The organism is Nocardioides bigeumensis (assembly GCF_039531755.1).
Classification (GTDB): domain Bacteria; phylum Actinomycetota; class Actinomycetes; order Propionibacteriales; family Nocardioidaceae; genus Nocardioides; species Nocardioides bigeumensis.
The window spans coordinates 238833-259317 of the sequence record NZ_BAAAQQ010000002.1; the positions used below are offsets into that span (position 1 = coordinate 238833).

Consider the following 20485-nt stretch of genomic DNA (forward strand, 5'->3'; position numbering starts at 1 on the left):
GTGGGGCGTCAGGCAGGGTCGGCCCAGTCGAGCCCGTGCCGGCGCCAGTACGCCGCGATCGCCTGCTCGACCTCCCGTGGCCAGGTGCCGCCGACGGCTTCGACGGCTGACCGACCGTGGGTCCGCAGAGCGTCCTTCGCCACCGTCATGGCCGCGACGACGCTCTCGCGCGTGGCGACCGGGCGGGGGAGCGAGGCGAGGAGCTCGCGCTGCTCGGGCGTCAGCCGGCTGCTCCACTGCTTGAGGCCCATCGGCGGAAGAGGTTCGTTGGCCAAGGCCAGCAGGTTGTAGAGCTGGACGTTGCAGTTGTGGGCGGCGACCTGCCCGAGCAGCCAGTCGCGGCGGGCCACGACCGCCGCAGGGAAGATCGCGCCCTGCCGCAGGAACTCCGTCACCACGGCGTCCATCCGCGCGAGGTCCGGGCCGGGCGGATCGTCGACTGACGTCGGGGTGCCCAGCCCGTCCTTGTCGAGGACGGCGACCCGGTGCCGGTAGGGCGTGTCGGCGTGCGCGTCCACGGCTTCGACCACGACGTCGACCCTGAGCCCGGCGCGCGTGGTGAGCGCGAAGCAGCCGGGCAGGCCGGGTATCGGGATCGTGATGACGGGGTCGAGGGCCGCCCACGTGCCGGGGCCGGCCAAGGCGTCCGGGTCGGGGACGGTGAGGATCACGTCGAGGTCGCTGCCGGCGTCCGCGGTGCCGCGCCCGACAGAGCCCGACAGCCAGACCGCACGGATGCGCTCGTCGTCCCGCGCGATCCCGAGCAGCCTGTCCAGCACGGCGTCGTACCCGTCCTCGAGCGGAGCAAGTGCGGCCGCGACGTCCATGCCGAGCAGGCTATGCGCTCGCCGAGGCTGGGTCAGGAGCCGCCGGAGAGCGGGTGCCGGTGCAGCCGGGTGACCAGCAGCCGGCGCTCGGCGTCGGCGAGCGCGTGGGTGGCCTGCTCCGGACCGAGCTGGGCCAAGCTCCCTCTCGACGCCGCAAGGCGCGCGTTCCCGACAGATCCGTCGAAATAGTCGCAGGGAATCTCAGCACCCACGCCGGGCCGGTCTGGTCCGCTGGCCCGCTCGGACAGATTCCGCGTGTGCTCGACGCGGGTGCGTCGCTACGCTCGTTCCTCTCGGGATCCAGTCCAGGACAGGTGCCTCATGGCCGAACCCGAAGAGCTCGACGAGACCGCTCCCGCCGTCTCCCTGGGCGACGGCGCGCGGCACGGAGGGCTGTCCGCCAGCGCGTGGGCAGCCGTGGCTGCCCTCGGTGCGGCCGCGATCACCGGTGCCGTGACACTCACGACCCACTTCCTGCCTCCTCCCGAGACGCCGGATCCGCAGTCGGTCGCCGCGGCCTCGACGAGCGACGCCGGCTCGGACGACGACGAACCGACGTCCGACCAGCCATCCGCTGCCACTCCGTCGGCCACGGCCACGGCCATGGCCACGGCCGGGTCGGCTCCTCGTTCGGCGTTGCTCGACGAGCTGACCGGCACCTGGTCGGGTCCGGCCAGGTCGGGCGTTCAGAAGTTCACGATGACGTTGGTCGTCACCAGTGACTGCGTCGAGGGCGGGCCGTGCGGCACGCTCACCACCGACCTGCTGCCCTGCGTCGGCAACATCACCCTGGTCAAGATCGACGACGGGCCCGCCTTCGACTTCGCGACCGGCTCCTTCAGCAGCGACAGTTCGTCGTCGTGCAAGCTGCGCCTCGAGGGCGGCGACTACTTCACCCTGGGTGACGACGTGCTGTCCTACGCCACCGGCTACGACGGCGGCCTGCGCGGCACCCTGCACAGGGTCGACTAGCAGAGCCACCCATAGGATCGCGGCATGCCCGAGATCTCCCGCGACGAGGTGGCGCACCTGGCCGACCTGGCGCGGATCGACCTGTCCGAAGCCGAGCTCGACCACCTTGCTCCGCAGCTCAGCGTGATCCTCGAGTCGGTCGCGTCGATCGCCGGTGTCGCCGGCGACGACGTGCCGCCGACGTCCCACGCGATCCCGCTGACCAACGTCTTCCGCGAGGACGTCGTCGTCCCGGGACTGTCGGCGGCGGAGGCCCTGTCCGGCGCCCCGGCGCAGGAGCAGCAGCGCTTCGCGGTGCCGCGGATCCTGGGTGACGAGCAGTGAGCGACCAGCACACCGGGGACCTGACCCGTTTCTCCGCCGCGATGCTCGCCGACCTTCTCGACGCGGGCGACGTCTCGAGCGTCGAGCTGACCCAGGCCCATCTCGACCGGATCGCCGCGGTCGACGGCGAGGTGCACGCGTTCCTCCAGGTCGACGGCGACGGTGCGCTCGCGCAGGCGGGCGACTCCGACGAGCGTCGTCGGGCCGGAAACGCGCAGAGCCGCCTCGACGGTGTCCCGATCGCGGTCAAGGACGTGCTCGCCACCCGAGGGCTGCCCACCACGTGCGGCTCCCGGATCCTCGAGGGCTGGGTGCCGCCGTACGACGCCACCGTGGTCGCCCGGCTGCGTGCCGCCGGTTTGCCGATCCTCGGCAAGACCAACATGGACGAGTTCGCGATGGGCTCGTCGACCGAGCACTCGGCGTACGGCCCGACCCACAACCCGTGGGACCTCGACCGGATCCCCGGCGGTTCCGGCGGTGGGTCCGCCGCCGCTGTGGCCGCCTTCGAGGCGCCGCTGGCGATCGGAACCGACACCGGTGGCTCGATCCGTCAGCCGGGTGCGGTCACCGGCACGGTCGGGGTGAAGCCGACGTACGGCGGGGTGTCGCGCTACGGCCTCGTCGCGCTGGCCAACTCCCTCGACCAGGCCGGCCCGGTCACCCGCACCGTCCTCGACGCGGCGCTGCTGCACGAGCTGATCGGCGGGCACGACCCGCTCGACTCGACCAGCATCGACCAACCGCTGCCCGGGCTCGTCGCCGCAGCGGAGCAGGGCGTCACCGGCGACCTCTCCGGCGTGACGATCGGCGTGGTGACCGAGCTCGGCGGCCCAGGATCAGCAGAGGGCTATCAGGCCGGAGTGCTGGAGCGCTTCCAGGAGTCGGTCGACCTGATGGTCGACGCCGGGGCGAAGGTCGTCGAGGTCTCCTGCCCGTCGTTCGTGCACGCGCTGGCGGCCTACTACCTGATCCTGCCGGCCGAGGCGTCGTCCAACCTCGCGAAGTTCGACGCCATGCGCTACGGCCTCCGGGTCCTGCCTGAGGGCGTGGAGTCGCCGTCGGCCGAGGAGGTCATGCGCGCGACGCGTGACGCGGGCTTCGGCGACGAGGTGAAGCGGCGCATCATCCTCGGCACCTACGCGCTGTCGAGCGGCTACTACGACGCCTACTACGGCCAGGCGCAGAAGGTCCGCACGCTGATCACCCGCGACTTCGAGCAGGCCTTCAGCCAGGCCGACGTGCTGGTCTCGCCCACCGCGCCGACGACGGCGTTCAAGCTGGGGGAGAAGCTCGACGACCCGCTGGCGATGTACCTCAACGACCTCGCCACCATCCCTGCCAACCTCGCGGGCGTGCCCGGCATCTCGGTGCCGAGCGGCCTGGCCGAGGAGGACGGGCTGCCCACCGGCGTACAGATCCTCGCGCCGGCGCTCGCCGACGACCGCGTCTACCGCGTCGGCGCCGCGCTCGAGGCGATGCTCGTGCACCAGTGGGGCGGCGCGATCCTCGACAAGGCGCCCGCGCTTCCCACGGAAGGAGGCTCGCGATGACCACCCAGTCAGTGGGGCTGCTGTCGTTCGAGGAGGCGCTCGAGAAGTTCGACCCGGCCCTCGGCCTCGAGGTGCACGTCGAGCTCAACACGGCGTCCAAGATGTTCTGCGGCTGCGCGACGGAGTTCGGCGCCGAGCCCAACTCCCAGGTCTGCCCGACCTGCCTCGGACTGCCCGGAGCGATGCCGGTCGTCAACGGGAAGGCCGTCGAGTCCGCTATCCGCATCGGCCTGGCGCTCAACTGCGAGATCGCGGAGTGGTGTCGCTTCGCGCGGAAGAACTACTTCTACCCCGACATGCCGAAGAACTTCCAGACCTCGCAGTACGACGAGCCGATCGCGTTCGACGGCTTCACCGAAGTAGAGGTGGACGGCACGACGTACCGCATCGGCATCGAGCGCGCCCACATGGAGGAGGACACCGGCAAGTCGCTGCACGTCGGCGGCTCCACCGGCCGCATCCACGGCGCCGACTACTCGCTGGTCGACTACAACCGCGCCGGCATCCCGCTCATCGAGATCGTCACCAAGCCGATCACGGGCACGGGCGCGGCAGCACCCCTCGTGGCGAAGGCGTACGTCGCGCAGCTGCGCGACCTGCTCCTCGCCCTCGGCGTGTCCGACGTGCGCATGGAGCAGGGCTCGTTGCGGTGCGACGTCAACCTGTCGCTCGCCCCGAAGGGGTCCGGGACGCTCGGCACCCGCACCGAGACCAAGAACGTCAACTCGCTGAGGTCGGTCGAGCGGGCGGTGCGCTACGAGATGCAGCGGCACGCGGCCGTGCTGGACGCGGGGGAGACGATCCTGCAGGAGACCCGGCACTGGCACGAGGACACCGGCGTCACCACGAGCGGGCGCGAGAAGTCCGACGCGGAGGACTACCGCTACTTCCCCGAGCCCGACCTGGTGCCCGTGGCGCCGTCGCGCGAGTGGGTCGAGGGGCTGCGCTCCGGGCTGCCCGAGGCGCCCGAGAAGCGCCGGGCCCGGCTGCAGGCCGAGTGGGGCTTCTCCGACCTGGAGATGCGCGACACCGTCGGCGCCGGCGCGCTCGGCCTGGTCGAGGAGACGATCGCGGCCGGGGCGCCGCCCGCCGCTGCGCGCAAGTGGTGGCTCGCCGACCTCGCTCGCCGCGCCAACGACTCGGGTGTCGAGCTCTCGGCGCTCGGCGTGAGCCCCGCGCAGGTGGCCGCCGTCCAGTCGCTCGTCGACGCAGGCACGCTCAACGACAAGCTGGCCCGCCAGGTGTTCGAGGGTCTGCTCGCGGGGGAGGGGACGCCCGAGGAGATCGTCGCCACGCGCGGCCTCGCCATCGTCTCCGACGACGGCGCCCTGTCGGCTGCGGTCGACAACGCCATCGCCGCCAACCCCGACGTCGCCGACAAGATCCGCGACGGCAAGCACGCCGCGGCGGGCGCCCTCATCGGCGCGGTGATGAAGGAGATGCGCGGCCAGGCCGACGCCGGCCGGGTCCGGGAGCTGATCCTGGAGAAGCTGTCCTGACCGGCTCGCGCGTCCGCCGGCCCCGTCCGGCCGACATGACGGCGCCAGTCGGCGCCCGCGAGGTCTACACCGACGGTGCCTGCCGGGGGAACCCCGGACCGGGCGGCTGGGCGTGGGCGCTCGACGAGGCGACGTACGACTCCGGCGGCGAGGCCGTCAGCACCAACCAGCGCATGGAGATCCGTGCTGCCCTCGAGGCGGTGCGCGCGCTGGACGGGCCGCTGGTGGTGGTCAGCGACTCGACGTACGTCGTGAACTGCTTCCGCGACGGCTGGTGGGAGGGCTGGCTGGCCCGCGGCTGGACGACGTCGGCCCGCAAGCCGGTCGCCAACCAGGACCTGTGGCAGCCGCTCGTCGAGCTCGTCCGCGAGCGTGCCGAAGGCGACGGGCTGTCGTTCCGCTGGGTCAAGGGTCACTCTGGTGACCGGATGAACGACTTCGTCGACGCCCTCGCGGTGGCCGCCTCGCGCGCCTGAGGGCTCTCGGTGTCGAAGAGCGAGACAGTTGTCCGACGGCGAGAACCGCCGGACAGCAACCCGACGTAGTGCGAATGCACCTGTGGGTAACGGCTTCTGGCACGCTCGGTTGTCGGTGGTCGCGCCTAGCGTGGTGTCCACGATGATCGATCCCACACTCTTCCGCCCCCACTCGCCAGCGCAGCGCAGAGCCCGGCTCGTCACCACCCACGAGTGCCAGATCAACGGGTGCACCGTGCCCGCCGCGTGGTGCGACAGCCACCACCGAGAACCCTGGGCACTCGGCGGGAAGACCGACCAGAAGGACCACTTCCTCGCCTGCAGTTGGCACCGCGGCAAGATCCACGACCCCCGATACGACACGACGTATCACTCCGACGACACCATCACCCTGCACCGGCGGACGTGACCGACCGCAGTCCACCGAAGGCGCCCGGATTCCCCGCCGACGTCCCGCAGGAGTACGGTGGCGGCGCACACCACACATCCACGTCCGCACGTGGGGGAAGCCGGTCGAAGTCCGGCGCTGACCCGCAACCGTAGGCCGACCCGATCTCGATCGGGGGAGCGAGCCGGAGCACCTGCCGCGGCACGTCCTCATGAATCGCTGTCGAGGTCACAGCGGGTTCGACCACCTGGTCCGACCCGCTCTGCAGCGGGAAGGAACCCAGTGATCACCATCCGAAAGCGCGTCCTCGCGCTCGCCACGGCCACCGCCGTGGCAGCCACCACGGCCCTGGCCACGACGCCGGCCCAGGCGGCGTCGCCCGCCCAGGACACCGCAGCCTGGCTCACGGGCGAGCTGGTCGACGGCTTGATGCCGTCGGGCTACTCACCGCCGTTCGACAAGGACCTCGGGCTCACCCTCGACACGGCGTTCTCGCTGGCCGCCGTCGGGGGGCACGGCGCGACCGTCACCCAGATCCGCAACGCCTTCGAGCCGCGCATCGGTGAGTACGTCGAGTACGTCCCCAACTACATGCTCCCCACGCCCACCGAGGACGACACGCACCGCGGTGCCGGCCAGCTCGCCAAGGCGCTGGCGTTCGTCCAGCTGGCGGGCGGCAACGGGACGTCGTACGGCGGCCGCAACCTCCTCGCCGAGCTCGAGGGCCGGACCGGGGCCGACGGGCGCATCGAGGACAAGCTCGCACAGGGTGACACCAACCCGGACTCGCCGGGGGACCAGCCCGACACCGACTACGCCAACTCGGTCGGCCAGGCCTTCGCCGCCCGCGCGCTGACCATCGCCGGCTCGCCGGAGGCAGCGGCCGCCCGGTCGTTCCTCCTGCAGCAGCAGTGCCCGGCCGGCTTCTTCCGCGAGCAGTTCGCGGCCAAGGGAGCGCCTCAGCAGGCCTGCAACAGCAACGACGCGCCCGCGACCGACGTGACCGCCCTCGCGGTGCTCCAGCTCGTCGCGATCCCCAGCAAGGACAACGCCACCACCGCCGCGATCACCAAGGCCACGGCGTGGCTGCGCTCGACCCAGCGCGCGGACGGTTCCTTCGGGACCGGCCCGGTCGACTCGGTGTCCAACACCAACAGCACCGGGTCCGCCGCGTGGGCGCTGTCCACGCAGGGCGGGTGCGCCGATGCCGGTCGCGCGGGCGCCTGGGTGCAGAAGATCCAGGTCCGCAACCCCGCGTCCGGCTCGCCGCTCGCCGGTGAGAACGGCGCGGTCGCCTTCGACGTCGATACCTTCAACGCCGCCAAGACGTCCGGCATCGACCCGGCCGCGCGCTACGTCTGGCGACGGGCCAGCACGCAGGCCGCTCCCGGACTGCTCGCGGCGCTGACCGCCGCCGACGTCACCTTCGCGGGCCCGAGCGCGTTCCAGCGGGCGGGCACGACCGCGTCGCTGTCCGTTGGTGGCGTGGGCGAGGGGGAGCGAGTCTGCCTCACGGGACCGGGCATCATCGGGGAACGCAGTCTCACCGGCACCGGCCTCGCCGCCCCGCTCGGCACGACCGTCGCACTGCCCACGAAGACGGCGATCTCGACGTTCACCCTCACCACGGCCACTGGCTCCAAGACCGTCGCGGTGAAGACGCTGGCCAAGACGACGCTCAAGGCGAAGGTCAAGAAGAAGACGATCCGCAAGGGCAAGAAGCAGGTCGTCAAGGTCTCGCGTCTCGAGGCGGGAGAGAAGGTCGTCGTCCGGGTGGGCGGCAAGCGCGTGGCCAAGGGCGTGGCCGACGCGAAGGGCGTCTTCAAGGCCAAGTTCAAGATCAAGAAGAAGCTGGCCAAGCCGGGCAAGAAGAAGGTCAAGGTCTTCGGCCAGTTCAAGAACCTGCGGAGGGGCAGCGCGACCTTCCGCGTCGTTCGATGACCCGTTCGTCCCGTCGTACCGTCCGGCTCGTCGCCGCGGCCCTCTTGGCCGCGGCGGCGGCGCCGGTCGCCCTCGTCGCCGGCCTCGTCGCGTCGGCGGCGCCCGCCGCCGCGGCGGTCTGCCAGGACGCAGGCGGGGTCAGCGTCGTCGTCGACTTCCGTGAGCTCGGCGGTGGCACGCAGACGCTGTGCGACGCCGACGGCGGCGGCAAGAGCGCAGCGGCGCTCCTCACCGACAACGGCTACACGGTCACCTACGTCCAGCGCCAGCCGGGCTTCCTCTGCCGGATCGACGGCGTGCCCGCCGAGGACCCCTGCGTCAACACACCCCCGTCCAACGCCTACTGGGCGTTGTACTGGTCCAACGGCACCTCGGGGTCGTGGGCCTACGCCTCCCTGGGCCCCACGGCGTTGACCATCCCGGCAGGAGGGTCTGTCGGATTCGCCTGGCAGGGGGCGTCGCAGGGGCCGCCGGCGGCCGCCCCTCCGGCCACCGCCGCGTCGCCCTCGGCATCCCCCTCGGCTTCCCCGAGCGCCAGCAGCTCGCCGACCTCGGGCGCGTCGCCGTCGACCAGCCCGACCAAGAGTCCGTCGAAGTCGCCCAGCAGCACGCCGACCAAGAGCTCGGGGGGTACGCCGACCAGCGGCGGCCCCCAGGCCGGGTCGTCCGGAAGCGCATCGCCGTCGGCCGATCCAGGGCAGGGCGGCTCGGCAGACCCGGCAGACCCGGCAGAGACGACGCCTCCGGGATCGACGAGGTCGGCAGGGTCGGCAAGCGCGAGCGGGACCACCGATCCTGCGAGCGACCCTGCGAGCGAACCCGCCAGCGAGCCCGCCAGCGACGGCGCCACGACGGCGACCGCAGAGGCGACCGACGCGACCACGCCCGTGTCCAGCGAAGCCGCGGACCCGGCCGCCGGCGGCGGGTCCGTGCCACTGCCACTGGTGCTCGCCATCTTGGCCGTGCTGGGCGCGATCGTGGCCGGCATCGTCGTCGTCCGCGGCCGGAGGGCCGCGTGATCCCACTCGCTCCTCGTGCCGTCCCATGAGCCGCCTGCCGCGTGACCTGCACCCCGTGGCCTGGTGGCTGTGGGCGCTCGGTCTCGCGGCGGGCTCCTCGATGACCACCAACCCGCTGACGCTGCTCCTGCTGATGACGGTGGCAGCCGTGGTCGTCGCCGCCCGGCGGTCGGACCACGCGTGGTCCGGATCGTTCCGGTTGTACGTCGGCCTGGCGATCGTCATCGTCGTCATGCGCGTGGTCTTCCGGCTGGTCTTCGGTGGCGTGGACGGTGGCCGCGTGCTGCTCGACCTTCCCGAGATCCCGCTGCCCGACTGGGTCGCCGGCGTCCGGTTGCTCGGGCCGGTCACGCAGCAGTCCCTGCTGGCCGGGCTGTACGACGGCCTGCGGCTGGCCGCCCTCGTGATCTGCGTGGGCGCGGCCAACTCCCTGGCCAACCCCAAGCGTCTGCTGAAGTCGGTGCCGCCCGCCCTCTACGAGATCGGCACGGCACTGGTCGTCGCCGTCACGATCTTTCCCCAGCTCGCCGACAGCGTGCGCCGCGTGCGGTCGGCACAGAACCTGCGTGGCGGGCCGAGTGGCCGCGTGGGCCGTTTGCGGCGCTTCCTGGTGCCGGTCCTGGAGGACGCGCTGGAACGCTCGCTCGCTCTCGCGGCGGGCATGGACTCGCGCGGCTACGGCCGGGCTCCCGGCCTCGACAGCAGCGCCCGGCGCCTCACCGGGACCCTGCTCGTCGTCGGGCTCCTGGGCATCTGCGTCGGCACGTACGCCGTGCTCGACCTCACGGCTCCACGGGTCCTCGCCGTGCCGATGCTCGCGCTGGGATCAGTCGCCGCCGTCGCGGGTCTCTGGAGCGCCGGCCGCCGCGTCGATCGGACGCGTTACCGACCAGAGCGGTGGCAGGCCGCCGAGCTGCTGGTGGCGGCCTCGGGCGTGGTCGTCGCCGTGGCGATGTGGGAGGTCGGGAGGACCCAGCTGTTCGTCGCGCACCCCGGTGTGGACCTGACGCCGACGTTGAGCGTGCTGGCGCTGGTCGGCTGCCTCGTCGGACTCGCGCCCGCCGTCCTGGCGCCGCCGCCGACGTCGACGGTGCCGAAGGGGGCCCCGGCCCTTGAGGAGGCGTCCGAGCGAGAGGCGGTGGCCGCCCGATGATCGAGCTGCGCGAGGTCACCGTGCGCTACGACGACGCCTCGGCACCCGTCCTCGACCGCGTCGACCTGGTCGTCGAGGAGAGCGAGCTGGTCGTGGTGTCGGGGCGCACCGGTGTGGGCAAGTCCACCCTGCTCGGTGTGCTCACCGGCCTCGTGCCGCGGTTCACGGGAGGCCGGCTCTCCGGGGATGTGCTCCTCGACGGGGCGAGCATCCTGCACGCACCGCCCCGCGAGCGTGCGGACCGGATCGGCTACGTCGGCCAGGACCCGCTCGCGGGGTTCGTCACCGACACCGTCGAGGAGGAGCTGGCCTACGGCATGGAGCAGCTGGGCCTCCCGACCGCCACGATGCGCCGACGCGTCGAGGAGACGCTCGACCTGCTCGGCATCGCCGACCTGCGCGCCCGTGACCTGCGCACCCTCTCCGGAGGACAGCAGCAGCGGGTCGCGATCGGGAGCGTGCTCACGATGCACCCGCGACTGCTGGTGCTCGACGAGCCGACGTCCGCGCTCGACCCGACCGCGGCCGAGGACGTGCTGGCCACGTTGACCCGCCTGGTCCACGACGCCGGGCTCTCGGTGCTGCTGGCGGAGCACCGGCTCGAGCGCGTGCTGCCCTTCGCCGATCGGATCGCGTTGCTGACCGGCGACGGGGGCGTGCTCGTCGGAGTGCCCGACGAGGTGCTGCCGCACTCGCCGGTCGTGCCGCCGATCGTCGAGCTGGGGCGCGCCGCCGGCTGGCAGCCGTTGCCGTTGACGGTCCGGGACGCGCGCCGGCGTACCCGAGGCCTCACGCTGCCGGTGCCGACGGTCGTCCCCGAACGTGCTGCGACGGCGCCGCTGCTGGCGGCGAGCGGGATCACGGTCACCCACGGCAGGGTCGTGGCCCTGCGTGAGGTCGCCCTGACCCTGCCGACGGGCTCGGTGACCGCGCTGATGGGACGCAACGGCTCGGGCAAGTCGACGCTGCTGTGGACGTTGCAGGGGAGCGGTCGGCGTCGCGCAGGCGAGGTCGCGGTCGGTGACGCGACCCCCGTCGATCCCGCTGCCGTCGACGCTGGGCAGCGGCGGGGGCTCGTCGGGCTGGTGCCGCAGACGGCTGCCGACCTGCTCTACCTCGAGACCGTCGACGAGGAGTGCTCGGCCGCGGACGCCGGGTCCGGCACGGCCGCCGGCACCTGCCGCGCGCTGCTCGACCGGCTGGTGCCGGGCCTGCCCGGCGACCAGCACCCGCGCGACCTCTCCGAAGGTCAGCGACTCGCGCTCGCCCTGGCGATCGTGCTGACCTCCCGGCCCCGCGTCGTGCTGCTCGACGAGCCGACGCGCGGCCTCGACTACCCCGCCAAGCGGCACCTCTCCGACCACCTGCGCTCGCTGGCGGCCGAGGGTCACGCGGTGCTGGTCGCCACGCACGACGTCGAGTTCGTGGCGCAGGTCGCCGACGACGTGGTGGTGCTCGCCGACGGCGAGGTCGTCTCGTCGGGCCCGGTACGCCGGGTGGTCGCCGAGTCGCCCGCGTTCGCGCCGCAGGTGACCAAGATCCTCGGCCCGCCGTGGCTGCGGGTCGATGAGCTCGCACTCACCTCGGGAGCGGCCTCGTGAGCGCGCCGGAGATCCGACCGGAGATCCGACCGGAGATCCGGCCAGAGGTCAGGCCAGAGGTCAGGCCAGAGGTCAGGCCGGAAGTCAGGCCGGAAGTCAGGCCGGGGGTCCCTCGTGCGGTGCACGCGGTGCCGCTGCGACCCCGCTCGCTCCTCGTCCTCGGTGTCGCCTCGCTGGCCGGACTGATGATGCTGGTCTGGCCGCTGCTGGTGAAGGTGCCCGTCGGCGAGCGGATGGACCCGCCCTTCCTCTTCCTCGCGCTGCTGCCGCTCGTGGTCGTGGTCGTGCTTGCCGAGATGAGCGAGGGCGGCATGGACGCCCGCGTCCTCGCCGTCCTGGGGGTGCTCAGCGCCATCAACGCCGTGCTGCGCGCGCTGAGCGCGGGGGTAGCCGGCATCGAGCTGGTCTTCTTCCTGCTGGTGCTCGCAGGCCGGGTCTTCGGCCCGGGCTTCGGGTTCGCGCTCGGGTGCACCTCGCTCTTCGCCTCGGCGCTGATGACGGCGGGAGTGGGACCGTGGCTGCCCTTCCAGATGCTGGTCTGCGCCTGGGTCGGCATGTTCGCCGGACTGCTGCCTCGCCGGGTGACCGGCCGCGCGGAGATCATGATGCTCGCGGTCTACGGGATCGTGGCGGCGTACGCCTTCGGGCTCTTCATGAACCTCTCGGGATGGCCGTTCCTGCTCGGGGTGGAGATCCCGGGCGCGGCGCCCGACGGGGGGCTGTCGTTCGTCCCGGGCGACCCGCTGACCGAGAACCTGCAGCGCTTCGCCTACTACACGCTGCTCACCTCGACCGGCTCCTGGGACACCGGCCGGGCGATCACCACGTCCGTCGCGATCCTCGTCCTCGGGCCGGCGGTGCTGCACACCCTGCGCAGGGCGTCCCGCCGAGCGGTGATCGAGGGCACGGTCAGCCGCCGTTGACGTCGACCACCAGGATCCGGTCGTCCTGGGCCGCGGGCTCGCCGCGGCCGTCGCGGTTGGACGTCGTGACCCACAGGTTGCCGTCCGGGGCGACGACGACCGCCCGCATCCGCCCGTAGTCGCCGACGAAGAAGTCCTGCGGGTCCTTGGCGGTGCCGGTCGACACGTCGACGCGCCACAGCCGGGCGCCGCGTAGGGCAGCCATCCAGACGTGCCCGTCGAGGTAGGCGAGCCCGGAGGGCGAGGCGTCCTCGGTGCGCCACACCACCTGCGGGTCGGTGAGCTCCTCGCGGTTGCCCTGCCCCTCGACCTCGGGCCAGCCGTAGTTGTCGCCCTTCTCGATGCGGTTCAGCTCGTCCCAGGTCGAGTCCCCGAACTCCGAGGCCCACAGCCGGTCGTCGTCGTCGAAGGCCAACCCCTGCACGTTGCGGTGACCCCACGACCACACCGGCGAGCCCGCGAACGGGTTGCCCGGCGCTGGTTCGCCGTCGGGGGTGACGCGCAGGATCTTCCCGCCCAGGGAGTCCCGGTCCTGGGCCAGCGAGGGCTCACCGGTCTCGCCGGTCGACACGTAGAGCATCCCGTCCGGGCCGAACGCCAGCCGTCCGCCGTCGTGGATGAAGCCGTTGGGGATGCCGTCGAGCACCACCTCTGGATCGCCGAGCCTGGCGCCGTCGTACGGCACCCGGACGACGCGGTTGTCCTCGGCGGTGGTGAGGTAGAGGTACACGAAGGAGTCGGTGACGAAGTCGGGAGACACGGCGACGCCGAGCAGGCCCCCCTCGCCCTCAGGCTCGGCGCCGACCCGGCCGAGCTCGTCGACCTCCCCGTCGGCGGTGATGCGCAGCACCCGCGTGGTGTCGCGCTCGGTCACGATCGCGGACCCGTCGGGCAGGAAGTCGATGCCCCACGGGACGGACAGGCCGTCGGCGACGGTGGCGACGACCTCGGGCCGAGCTGGCGGGTCGGGCTCGGACCCGTCGTCGGACGGCCCGTCGTCGGACGGCCCGTCGTCGGACGGCCCGTCGTCGGACGGCTCGGCGGTGACGGTCGCCCCGCCGACCTCCGGGGCGCCGTCGCCACAACCGGACACCAGCAGCGCGGTCACCGCGACCAGCAGCAAGCCCGCCGCGGCAGGAGCCCGGACGGTGGTCGACATGCCGCGATTGTGCCCCAGCACCCCGACTAGTTCGGTGCGGGTTCGGCCATGGGCGCCGACGGACTGGAGCGGGTGGCGCCGATGCTCGCCGCGATGACGCACGCGATGGCGAGCACCTGCAGGGAAGTGAGCAGCTCGCGGAGCAGCAGCAGCCCCGCCAGCGCGGCTGCGGCCGGCTCGAGGCTCATGAGCACGCTGAGCAGTCGGGTGGACATGGTGCGCAGCGCGATCAGCTCGAGCGAGTAGGGCACGACCGAGCTGAGCAGGCCCACCAGCGCGCCCAGCGCCAGGATGCGCGGGTCGAGCAGCGCCGACCCCGCCGTGCCGAGCGCGAAGGGGGTGATGAGCAGGGCCGCCACCACGCTCGCCACGGCCAGCCCGTCGAGGCCGGGCCAGTGCCGGCCGGTACGCGCGCTGAGCAGGATGTACGCCGCCCACGACCCGCCCGCGACGAGCGCGAACAGCACCCCCGGGAGCGTCACCTCGCCCGGCTCCAGCCCGAGGAGGGCGACGCCGGCGGCGGCGAGCGCCACCCAGATGAGGTCGCGCGGTCGACGCGACCCGATCACGGCGAGCGCCAACGGGCCGATGAACTCGATGGTCACCGCGATGCCGATCGGGATCCGGGCGAAGGACTGGTAGATCGCCCAGTTCATCAGGCCGAGGCTCAGCCCGAAGGCGACCGCGACCCGCCAGTCCGCCCCGGAGCGCCCTTTCAGCCGCGGCCGCGCGAGCAGCAGCATCACCGCCGCGCTCGTGAGCAGGCGCAGGCACACCATGGCGGTCGGGTCGATCTCGTCGAAGAGGTACTTCGCGATCGCCGCGCCGAACTGCACCGACAAGATGCCGGTGAGCACCAGCCACACGGGCGAGATGTGCAGCGGCGTCGAATCGGAGCGCGGCGGCACCCGGCCACGCTAGCGGAGGCCGCTCACGAGCGCCCTGACAGCGCAATTGCGCGGAAATGGTCTTCGAAACCGCCGCACGACGGCCCTAACGGCGCAATTGCGCGGAAATGGTCATCGTGAAGATCGTGTCCGGATCGAGATGAATCCATGGGGGTGGCCGGGTCTACCGTGACGTCGAGGGTCGAAGTCGATCGAGGAGGAGCACGGATGAGCACGGTTCTGCTGGTCGGGACGCGCAAGGGCCTGTGGGTCGGGCAGTCGGACGACGAGAGGGCGTCCTGGTCGTGGACCGGGCCGCACTTCCAGATGGAGGAGGTCTATTCCGCCACCGTCGAGACCAGCGGTGACCGGCCGCGGATCCTGGCCGGTGCGTCCTCCTCGTGGCTCGGCCCGCAGGTGTGGCGCTCCGACGACCTCGGCGAGTCGTGGCAGGAGACGCCCAACGGCGCCATCCGCTTCCCCGAGGACACCGAGGCGACGCTCGCGCGGGTCTGGCAGCTCACGCAGGGTGCCGAGCCTGGAGTGGTGTACGCCGGCACCGAGCCGGGCGCGATCTTCCGCTCGACCGACCGCGGGGAGAGCTTCGAGTTGGTGCGCGGGCTCTGGGAGCACCCGCACCGCAAGGAGTGGGGCGAGGGCTACGGCGGGCAGGCCTTCCACACGATCCTGCCGCACCCGACCGACCCCCGGTCCGTGATCGCCGCCATCTCGACCGGCGGGGTCTACCGCACCAGCGACGGCGGCTCGACGTGGGAGCCCGCCAACCAGGGCGTGAAGGCGGAGTTCTTCCCTGGCGAGCGCAACTATCCCGAGTTCGGCCAGTGCGTCCACAAGATCGCCCGGCACCCCGGCAAGCCCGACCGGCTCTACCTCCAGAACCACGGAGGGGTCTACCGCTCCGACGACGCCGCCGACTCCTGGCAGGACATCGCGCCGGGTCTCCCGACCGAGTTCGGCTTCGCGATGGTGGTGCACCCGCACGACCCCGACACCGTGTTCACCTTCCCCATCGCCGACGCCGGCGCGCGGTGGCCGGTCGAGGGCAAGGCCCGGGTCTGGCGCTCGCAGGACGCCGGCTCCACGTGGGCGCCGCTCGGCGAGGGCTCCTTGCCCGATGACTACTTCGTCGCGGTGATGCGCGACGCGATGTGCACCGACGGCCACGACACGGCGGGTCTCTACTTCGGAGGCCGCAACGGCGCGGTGTGGGCGTCGGCCGACGAGGGCGCGACCTGGCAGGAGGTCGCCCGGGACCTGCCCGACGTGATGGTGGTGCGCGCGGCCCGGATCTGACAGACCTGCCTCGACACGCCTGACCGCCGCTTCGCAAGCTCAGCGGCGCGGCTGCTCGACCTGGCCGCGCCCACGCCGTCCGCTCGTTCCTCGCGGGCGGGCTCCGCTGCTCAAAACCAACCGATCGGTCAGGAACACTCCCGACCCTCCCTAGGGAGGGTCTAAGGTGCCGCGCATGGCCGAGTTCACCTACGTGCGCGAGATGGACATCGACGCCGACCCGGCGCGTGTGCACGCCCTGATCAACGACTTCCGCAACTGGCAGCAGTGGTCGCCGTGGGAGGACCTGGACCCCGACCTCCAGCGTGAGTACTCCGGCCCCGCCCAGGGGGTCGGCTCCCACTACGCGTGGCGCGGCAACAAGAAGGCCGGGGAGGGGGCGATGGAGATCACCGAGTCCAACCCGGCGCGCATCGACATCAAGCTCTCGTTCCTCAAGCCTTGGAAGGCACGCAACGACGTCAGCTTCGCGATCGAGCCGACCGGCAACGGCGGCGCGGGCAGCCACGTGGCCTGGCGGATGACCGGCGAGAACAAAGGCATGGCCGCCGTGTTCGCCCGGATGTTCAACATGGACAAGATGCTCGGCAAGGACTTCGAGAAGGGGCTCGCGCGGCTCAAGTCCGCCGCGGAGAGCTGATCAGCTCACGGCGTCGACGATCCGCTCCACGGTCGCCAGCGTCACCGGCTCGTCGATCCCCTCCCGCGCCCACGCCTCGACGTGACGCCGCTCCGCCTCGTCCGGGGCGTCGAGCCAGCGCCGGCACGCGATCTCGGTGATGTGACCGAGCTGGGCGACCAGCATGGTGAGGTCGCCAGGGGTGGTCACCCGGCCCGGACCGCCCGCGGCGACGTACGCCGCGTGGAGGGCGCGGATCCGGTCGGGATCCTCGAGCCCGAAGACGAACAGCGCCGACCCGAGCTCCTGGGAGGGGCTGCCCGGGCCGCTGTTCTCCCAGTCCAGCACCACGAGGCCGCCGTCCGCGCCGGGAAGCAGGTTGTCCTCCCACAGGTCGAGGTGGCAGCGCTGGGTCGCGCGGTAGGGCTCGACGATCCCCTCGACCTCGAGCAGCCGCGGCACCAGCGCGGCCAGGTCGTCGGCGAACGGCGCTCCGGCGTCCGCCAACGTGCCGACCAGCTCGCTCCACCGCGCCGCGCCCACCGGAGCGGCGTACCAGTCGTCGGCGGGCTGGTCGACCGGGACGACCACCCGGTGGATCTGAGCCAGCAGCGCGCCCACCTCGGCAGGGTCGAGGCGCCGGTCGCGGGGCAGCACGTCGACCCAGTCGTAGAGCCGTACCAGGGATCCGTCGACCTCGACCAACACCTGCGCGTCGGGAGTCCGCAGCACGGCCGGCATCGGCACGCCGGCCGCGCGCACGAGGTCCTGGTACGCCGCGTCGGCCAGCGCGTCGTCGGGGGTCGTCTCGACGAACGGGTCCTTGACGGCGTACGCCGCCCTGGAGTCGGCCGGTCCGGTCTCCAGCCGCCAGACCTGGCCCTGCTCACCGCGGGCGACGGGGCCGGTCATCATGGCGTCACCCGGCAGCCCGAACGCGGCGGCGACGGCGGGTCCGGACGCGGGCGTCAGCACCCCGGACAACCTAGTGGGCGTGCGCGGGTGCGGCGACTAGGTTGTCCGGCGTGCTCGACGACCGCGCCCTGACCGCCGCCGCCTCGGCCGCCGGGCTCTCCCCCCTGCGGTTCGAGCGGCAGCTCGGAGGCAGCGACCGCAGCCAGGTCTGCCGGGTCGCCGACGCGGACGGCACGACGTACGTCGTCAAGCAGTACCTCTCGCGAGACGGCGGCACCTACGCGCGCGAGCCCGCGGCCCTCGAGGCGCTCGCGGGCACGGGCGTCGGCCCCCGGCTGCTCGGCTCCAGCCACGACCCCGACCTGGTGGTCCTCGCCGACCTGGGCACCCACCCGACCGTCGCCGACGCGCTGCTCGGCCGGGATCCGGACGCGGCGAGCGCCGCCATCGACGGCTGGGTCGACGCGATCGCGGCACTGCACCTGGCCGGCGACGACGACGTCCTCGACACCTACGGCCGTCGCCTCAGCGCCCGCGCGAAGGACATGGACACCCACCGGATGCCCGGAACGTTCAGCTACGCCGCCGACCGCTACGAGGGCGTGGGCCAGCGGCTGGGCGTCGCTGCGCCACCCGGTTTCCTCGAGGCGCTGCGCGACCTCACCGCCGGGTTGGGGCCGGCCCCGCCCGTGCTCACCCCGGGCGACGCCTGCCCGGACAACAACCTGCTGTCCGACGGACGGGTGGTGCTGCTCGACCACGAGTTCGCCGAGGTGCGGCACCCGATCTGGGACGTCGCCTACCTGCGCGTGCCGTGGCCGACGTGCTGGTGCTCCTGGCGGCTGCCCGACGCCGTGGCCGACGGCGCCGTCGACCGCTACCGGGCGGCCGTCGCACCGCGGGTGCCCTCGGTCACCGGCGACCGGTTCCTCGCCGATCTCGACCTCGCCACGCTGGGCTGGTGCCTGTCGTCGTGCTCCTGGCAGATCGAGACCGCCATCGAGGAGGACCGCGGGCCGGACGGCCTGGACGGCCCGACCGCGCGTCCCAAGATCCTGCACCGGCTGTGGCTGGCGTCTCGGCTGCCCGGCCCTGCCCCGCTGACGGCGTACGCCCGCAGGCTGCTGGACGAGCTCTCCCGGCTCTGGGGCGAGCCCACCCTCGTGCTCGCGCCCGCCTTCCGGTCGGACGACATCACCATCCCCTGACCCCCGTAGGCTCACGCCCATGCCCGAGCACGACATCAAGCCCCGTTCGCGCGACGTCACCGACGGACTCGAGAAAGCCGCAGCCCGGGGCATGCTCCGCGCGGTCGGCATGGGCGACGACGACTTCGCCAAGCCGCAGATCGGCGTCGCGTCGTCGTGGAACGAGATCACCCCCTGCAACCTCTCGCTCCAGCGGCTGGCGCAGGCGGTCAAGAACGGCGTGCACGCGGCGGGTGGGTACCCGCTCGAGTTCGGCACCATCTCAGTCTCCGACGGCATCGCCATGGGTCACGAGGGCATGCACTTCTCGCTGGTCAGCCGCGAGGTGATCGCCGACTCCGTCGAGACGGTGATGATGGCCGAGCGCCTCGACGGCTCGGTCCTGCTGGCCGGCTGCGACAAGTCGCTGCCCGGCATGCTGATGGCGGCCGCGCGTCTCGACCTCGCCAGCGTCTTCCTGTACGCCGGCTCGATCATGCCCGGCCAGGTCGACGGCCGTGACGTGACGATCATCGACGCCTTCGAGGCCGTCGGCGCCTGCCTGGCCGGCAAGATCACCCGCGAGGAGGTCGACCGGATCGAGCGGGCGATCTGTCCCGGCGAGGGTGCCTGCGGGGGCATGTACACCGCCAACACCATGGCCTCGGTCGCCGAGGCCCTCGGCATGTCCCTGCCGGGCTCCGCGGCACCGCCCGCGGTCGACCGGCGCCGCGACGGGTTCGCCCACCGCTCGGGCGAGGCGGTCGTCGGCATGCTGCGCCAGGGCATCACCGCCCGCCAGGTGATGACGCGCGAGGCGTTCGAGAACGCCATCGCGGTGGTCATGGCGCTGGGCGGCTCCACCAACGCGGTCCTCCACCTGCTCGCGATCGCGCGCGAGGCCGACGTCGACCTCGAGCTCGACGACTTCAACCGGATCGGCGACAAGGTGCCGCACCTCGGCGACCTCAAGCCGTTCGGCCGCTACGTCATGAACGACGTCGACAAGGTCGGCGGCATCCCCATGGTGATGAAAGCGCTGCTCGACGCCGGGCTGATGCACGGCGACACGCTCACGGTCACCGGCAAGACGATGGCCGAGAACCTCGACGCCCTGGCACCGCCGAAGGTCGACGACGACGTGATCCGCGACCTCGGTCGCCCGATCCACCGCACCGGCGGCCTGACCATCCTCAAAGGCACCCTCGCCCCGGAGGGCGCGGTCGTGAAGAGCGCCGGCTTCGACGAGTCGACCTTCACCGGCACGGCCCGTGTCTTCGACCGCGAGCGCGCCGCCCTCGATGCGCTGACCGCCGGTGAGATCAAGGCAGGCGACGTCGTCGTCATCCGCTACGAAGGTCCCAAGGGCGGCCCGGGCATGCGCGAGATGCTGGCCATCACCGGCGCGATCAAGGGCGCCGGCCTCGGCAAGGACGTGCTGCTGATCACCGACGGCCGCTTCTCGGGTGGCACGACCGGTCTCTGCGTCGGCCACATCGCGCCCGAAGCCGTCGACGGCGGTCCGATCGCGTTCGTTCGCGACGGCGACCCGATCACCCTCGACGTGGCCAACCGGCGCCTCGACATCGACGCCGACCTCGAGTCGCGCAAGGACGGCTGGGAGCCGCTCCCGCCGACGTACACCCGCGGCGTGCTGGCGAAGTACTCCAAGCTGGTGCAGTCCGCAGCCCACGGGGCCATCTGCGGCTGACCCGCTCGCACCGGCGC

19 protein-coding genes are annotated in these 20485 nt (G+C 72.4%); 15 read left to right on the top strand and 4 right to left on the bottom strand.

The window, feature by feature from the left end; all coding sequences use genetic code 11:
* Positions 1-8: 8 nt before the first annotated feature.
* Complete coding sequence (locus ABD295_RS02355) at positions 9-827, bottom strand: nucleotidyltransferase domain-containing protein (RefSeq protein ID WP_344301997.1); 819 nt, start codon at positions 825-827, stop codon at positions 9-11.
* Between the two features lie 321 nt (positions 828-1148).
* Between ABD295_RS02355 and ABD295_RS02360 the strand changes: the two genes are divergently transcribed.
* From ABD295_RS02360 to ABD295_RS02410, 11 genes are all read left to right on the top strand, one after another.
* Positions 1149-1799 (top strand): hypothetical protein, encoded by a 651-nt coding sequence (locus ABD295_RS02360; protein ID WP_344301998.1) that lies wholly within the window; start codon positions 1149-1151, stop codon positions 1797-1799.
* A gap of 24 nt (positions 1800-1823) precedes the next feature.
* Positions 1824-2123, top strand: coding sequence for an Asp-tRNA(Asn)/Glu-tRNA(Gln) amidotransferase subunit GatC (gatC, locus tag ABD295_RS02365; RefSeq protein ID WP_344301999.1), 300 nt, complete (start codon positions 1824-1826; stop codon positions 2121-2123).
* A 41-nt stretch (positions 2124-2164) separates the two neighbouring features.
* Complete coding sequence (gatA, locus tag ABD295_RS02370; protein WP_344302696.1) at positions 2165-3676, top strand: Asp-tRNA(Asn)/Glu-tRNA(Gln) amidotransferase subunit GatA; 1512 nt, start codon at positions 2165-2167, stop codon at positions 3674-3676.
* Positions 3673-5175, top strand: a complete 1503-nt coding sequence (gene gatB / locus ABD295_RS02375) for an Asp-tRNA(Asn)/Glu-tRNA(Gln) amidotransferase subunit GatB (protein ID WP_344302000.1) — start codon at positions 3673-3675, stop codon at positions 5173-5175. Before gatA ends, gatB begins: the two co-directional genes overlap by 4 nt.
* A 35-nt stretch (positions 5176-5210) precedes the next feature.
* On the top strand, positions 5211-5651 hold the full coding sequence (locus tag ABD295_RS02380) for a ribonuclease H family protein (RefSeq protein WP_344302001.1): 441 nt from the start codon (positions 5211-5213) through the stop codon (positions 5649-5651).
* 142 nt (positions 5652-5793) lie between these two features.
* Positions 5794-6060 (top strand): hypothetical protein, encoded by a 267-nt coding sequence (locus ABD295_RS02385; protein WP_344302002.1) that lies wholly within the window; start codon positions 5794-5796, stop codon positions 6058-6060.
* A gap of 261 nt (positions 6061-6321) precedes the next feature.
* A complete protein-coding gene (locus ABD295_RS02390) occupies positions 6322-7980 on the top strand; it encodes a prenyltransferase/squalene oxidase repeat-containing protein (protein WP_344302003.1) in 1659 nt (552 codons plus the stop codon).
* Positions 7977-8999, top strand: coding sequence for a hypothetical protein (locus ABD295_RS02395; protein ID WP_344302004.1), 1023 nt, complete (start codon positions 7977-7979; stop codon positions 8997-8999). Before ABD295_RS02390 ends, ABD295_RS02395 begins: the two co-directional genes overlap by 4 nt.
* A 25-nt stretch (positions 9000-9024) precedes the next feature.
* Positions 9025-10152, top strand: coding sequence for an energy-coupling factor transporter transmembrane component T (locus ABD295_RS02400; protein ID WP_344302005.1), 1128 nt, complete (start codon positions 9025-9027; stop codon positions 10150-10152).
* Complete coding sequence (locus ABD295_RS02405; RefSeq protein WP_344302006.1) at positions 10149-11753, top strand: ABC transporter ATP-binding protein; 1605 nt, start codon at positions 10149-10151, stop codon at positions 11751-11753. The genes ABD295_RS02400 and ABD295_RS02405 overlap by 4 nt, the downstream gene beginning before the upstream one ends.
* A gap of 128 nt (positions 11754-11881) precedes the next feature.
* Positions 11882-12676, top strand: coding sequence for an ECF transporter S component (locus ABD295_RS02410; protein WP_344302007.1), 795 nt, complete (start codon positions 11882-11884; stop codon positions 12674-12676).
* Here the strand turns inward: ABD295_RS02410 and ABD295_RS02415 are convergent.
* The gene (locus ABD295_RS02415; protein WP_344302008.1) at positions 12663-13835 is read right to left on the bottom strand and encodes a PQQ-dependent sugar dehydrogenase; all 1173 of its coding nucleotides are present in this window, start codon (positions 13833-13835) and stop codon (positions 12663-12665) included. The two genes, ABD295_RS02410 and ABD295_RS02415, sit on opposite strands and share 14 nt — an antisense overlap.
* Before the next feature lie 26 nt (positions 13836-13861).
* Entirely contained in the window at positions 13862-14743 is an 882-nt protein-coding gene (locus tag ABD295_RS02420; protein WP_344302009.1) for an EamA family transporter, read from the bottom strand.
* A gap of 207 nt (positions 14744-14950) precedes the next feature.
* Here ABD295_RS02420 and ABD295_RS02425 point away from each other — a divergent pair, with 207 nt between their 5' ends.
* Positions 14951-16036: a sialidase family protein gene (locus ABD295_RS02425; RefSeq protein ID WP_344302011.1), complete on the top strand. Its 1086-nt coding sequence runs from the start codon at positions 14951-14953 to the stop codon at positions 16034-16036.
* 175 nt (positions 16037-16211) lie between these two features.
* Positions 16212-16676, top strand: a complete 465-nt coding sequence (locus ABD295_RS02430; RefSeq protein WP_344302012.1) for an SRPBCC family protein — start codon at positions 16212-16214, stop codon at positions 16674-16676.
* Here ABD295_RS02430 and ABD295_RS02435 read toward each other — a convergent pair whose 3' ends face one another.
* Positions 16677-17630 (bottom strand): phosphotransferase enzyme family protein, encoded by a 954-nt coding sequence (locus ABD295_RS02435; RefSeq protein ID WP_344302013.1) that lies wholly within the window; start codon positions 17628-17630, stop codon positions 16677-16679.
* Between the two features lie 50 nt (positions 17631-17680).
* On the opposite strand from ABD295_RS02435, the gene ABD295_RS02440 reads away from it, so the two are divergent.
* Positions 17681-18778 (top strand): protein kinase family protein, encoded by a 1098-nt coding sequence (locus tag ABD295_RS02440; RefSeq protein WP_344302014.1) that lies wholly within the window; start codon positions 17681-17683, stop codon positions 18776-18778.
* Between the two features lie 19 nt (positions 18779-18797).
* Positions 18798-20468, top strand: a complete 1671-nt coding sequence (gene ilvD, locus ABD295_RS02445) for a dihydroxy-acid dehydratase (protein ID WP_344302015.1) — start codon at positions 18798-18800, stop codon at positions 20466-20468.
* Positions 20469-20485 lie beyond the last annotated feature (17 nt).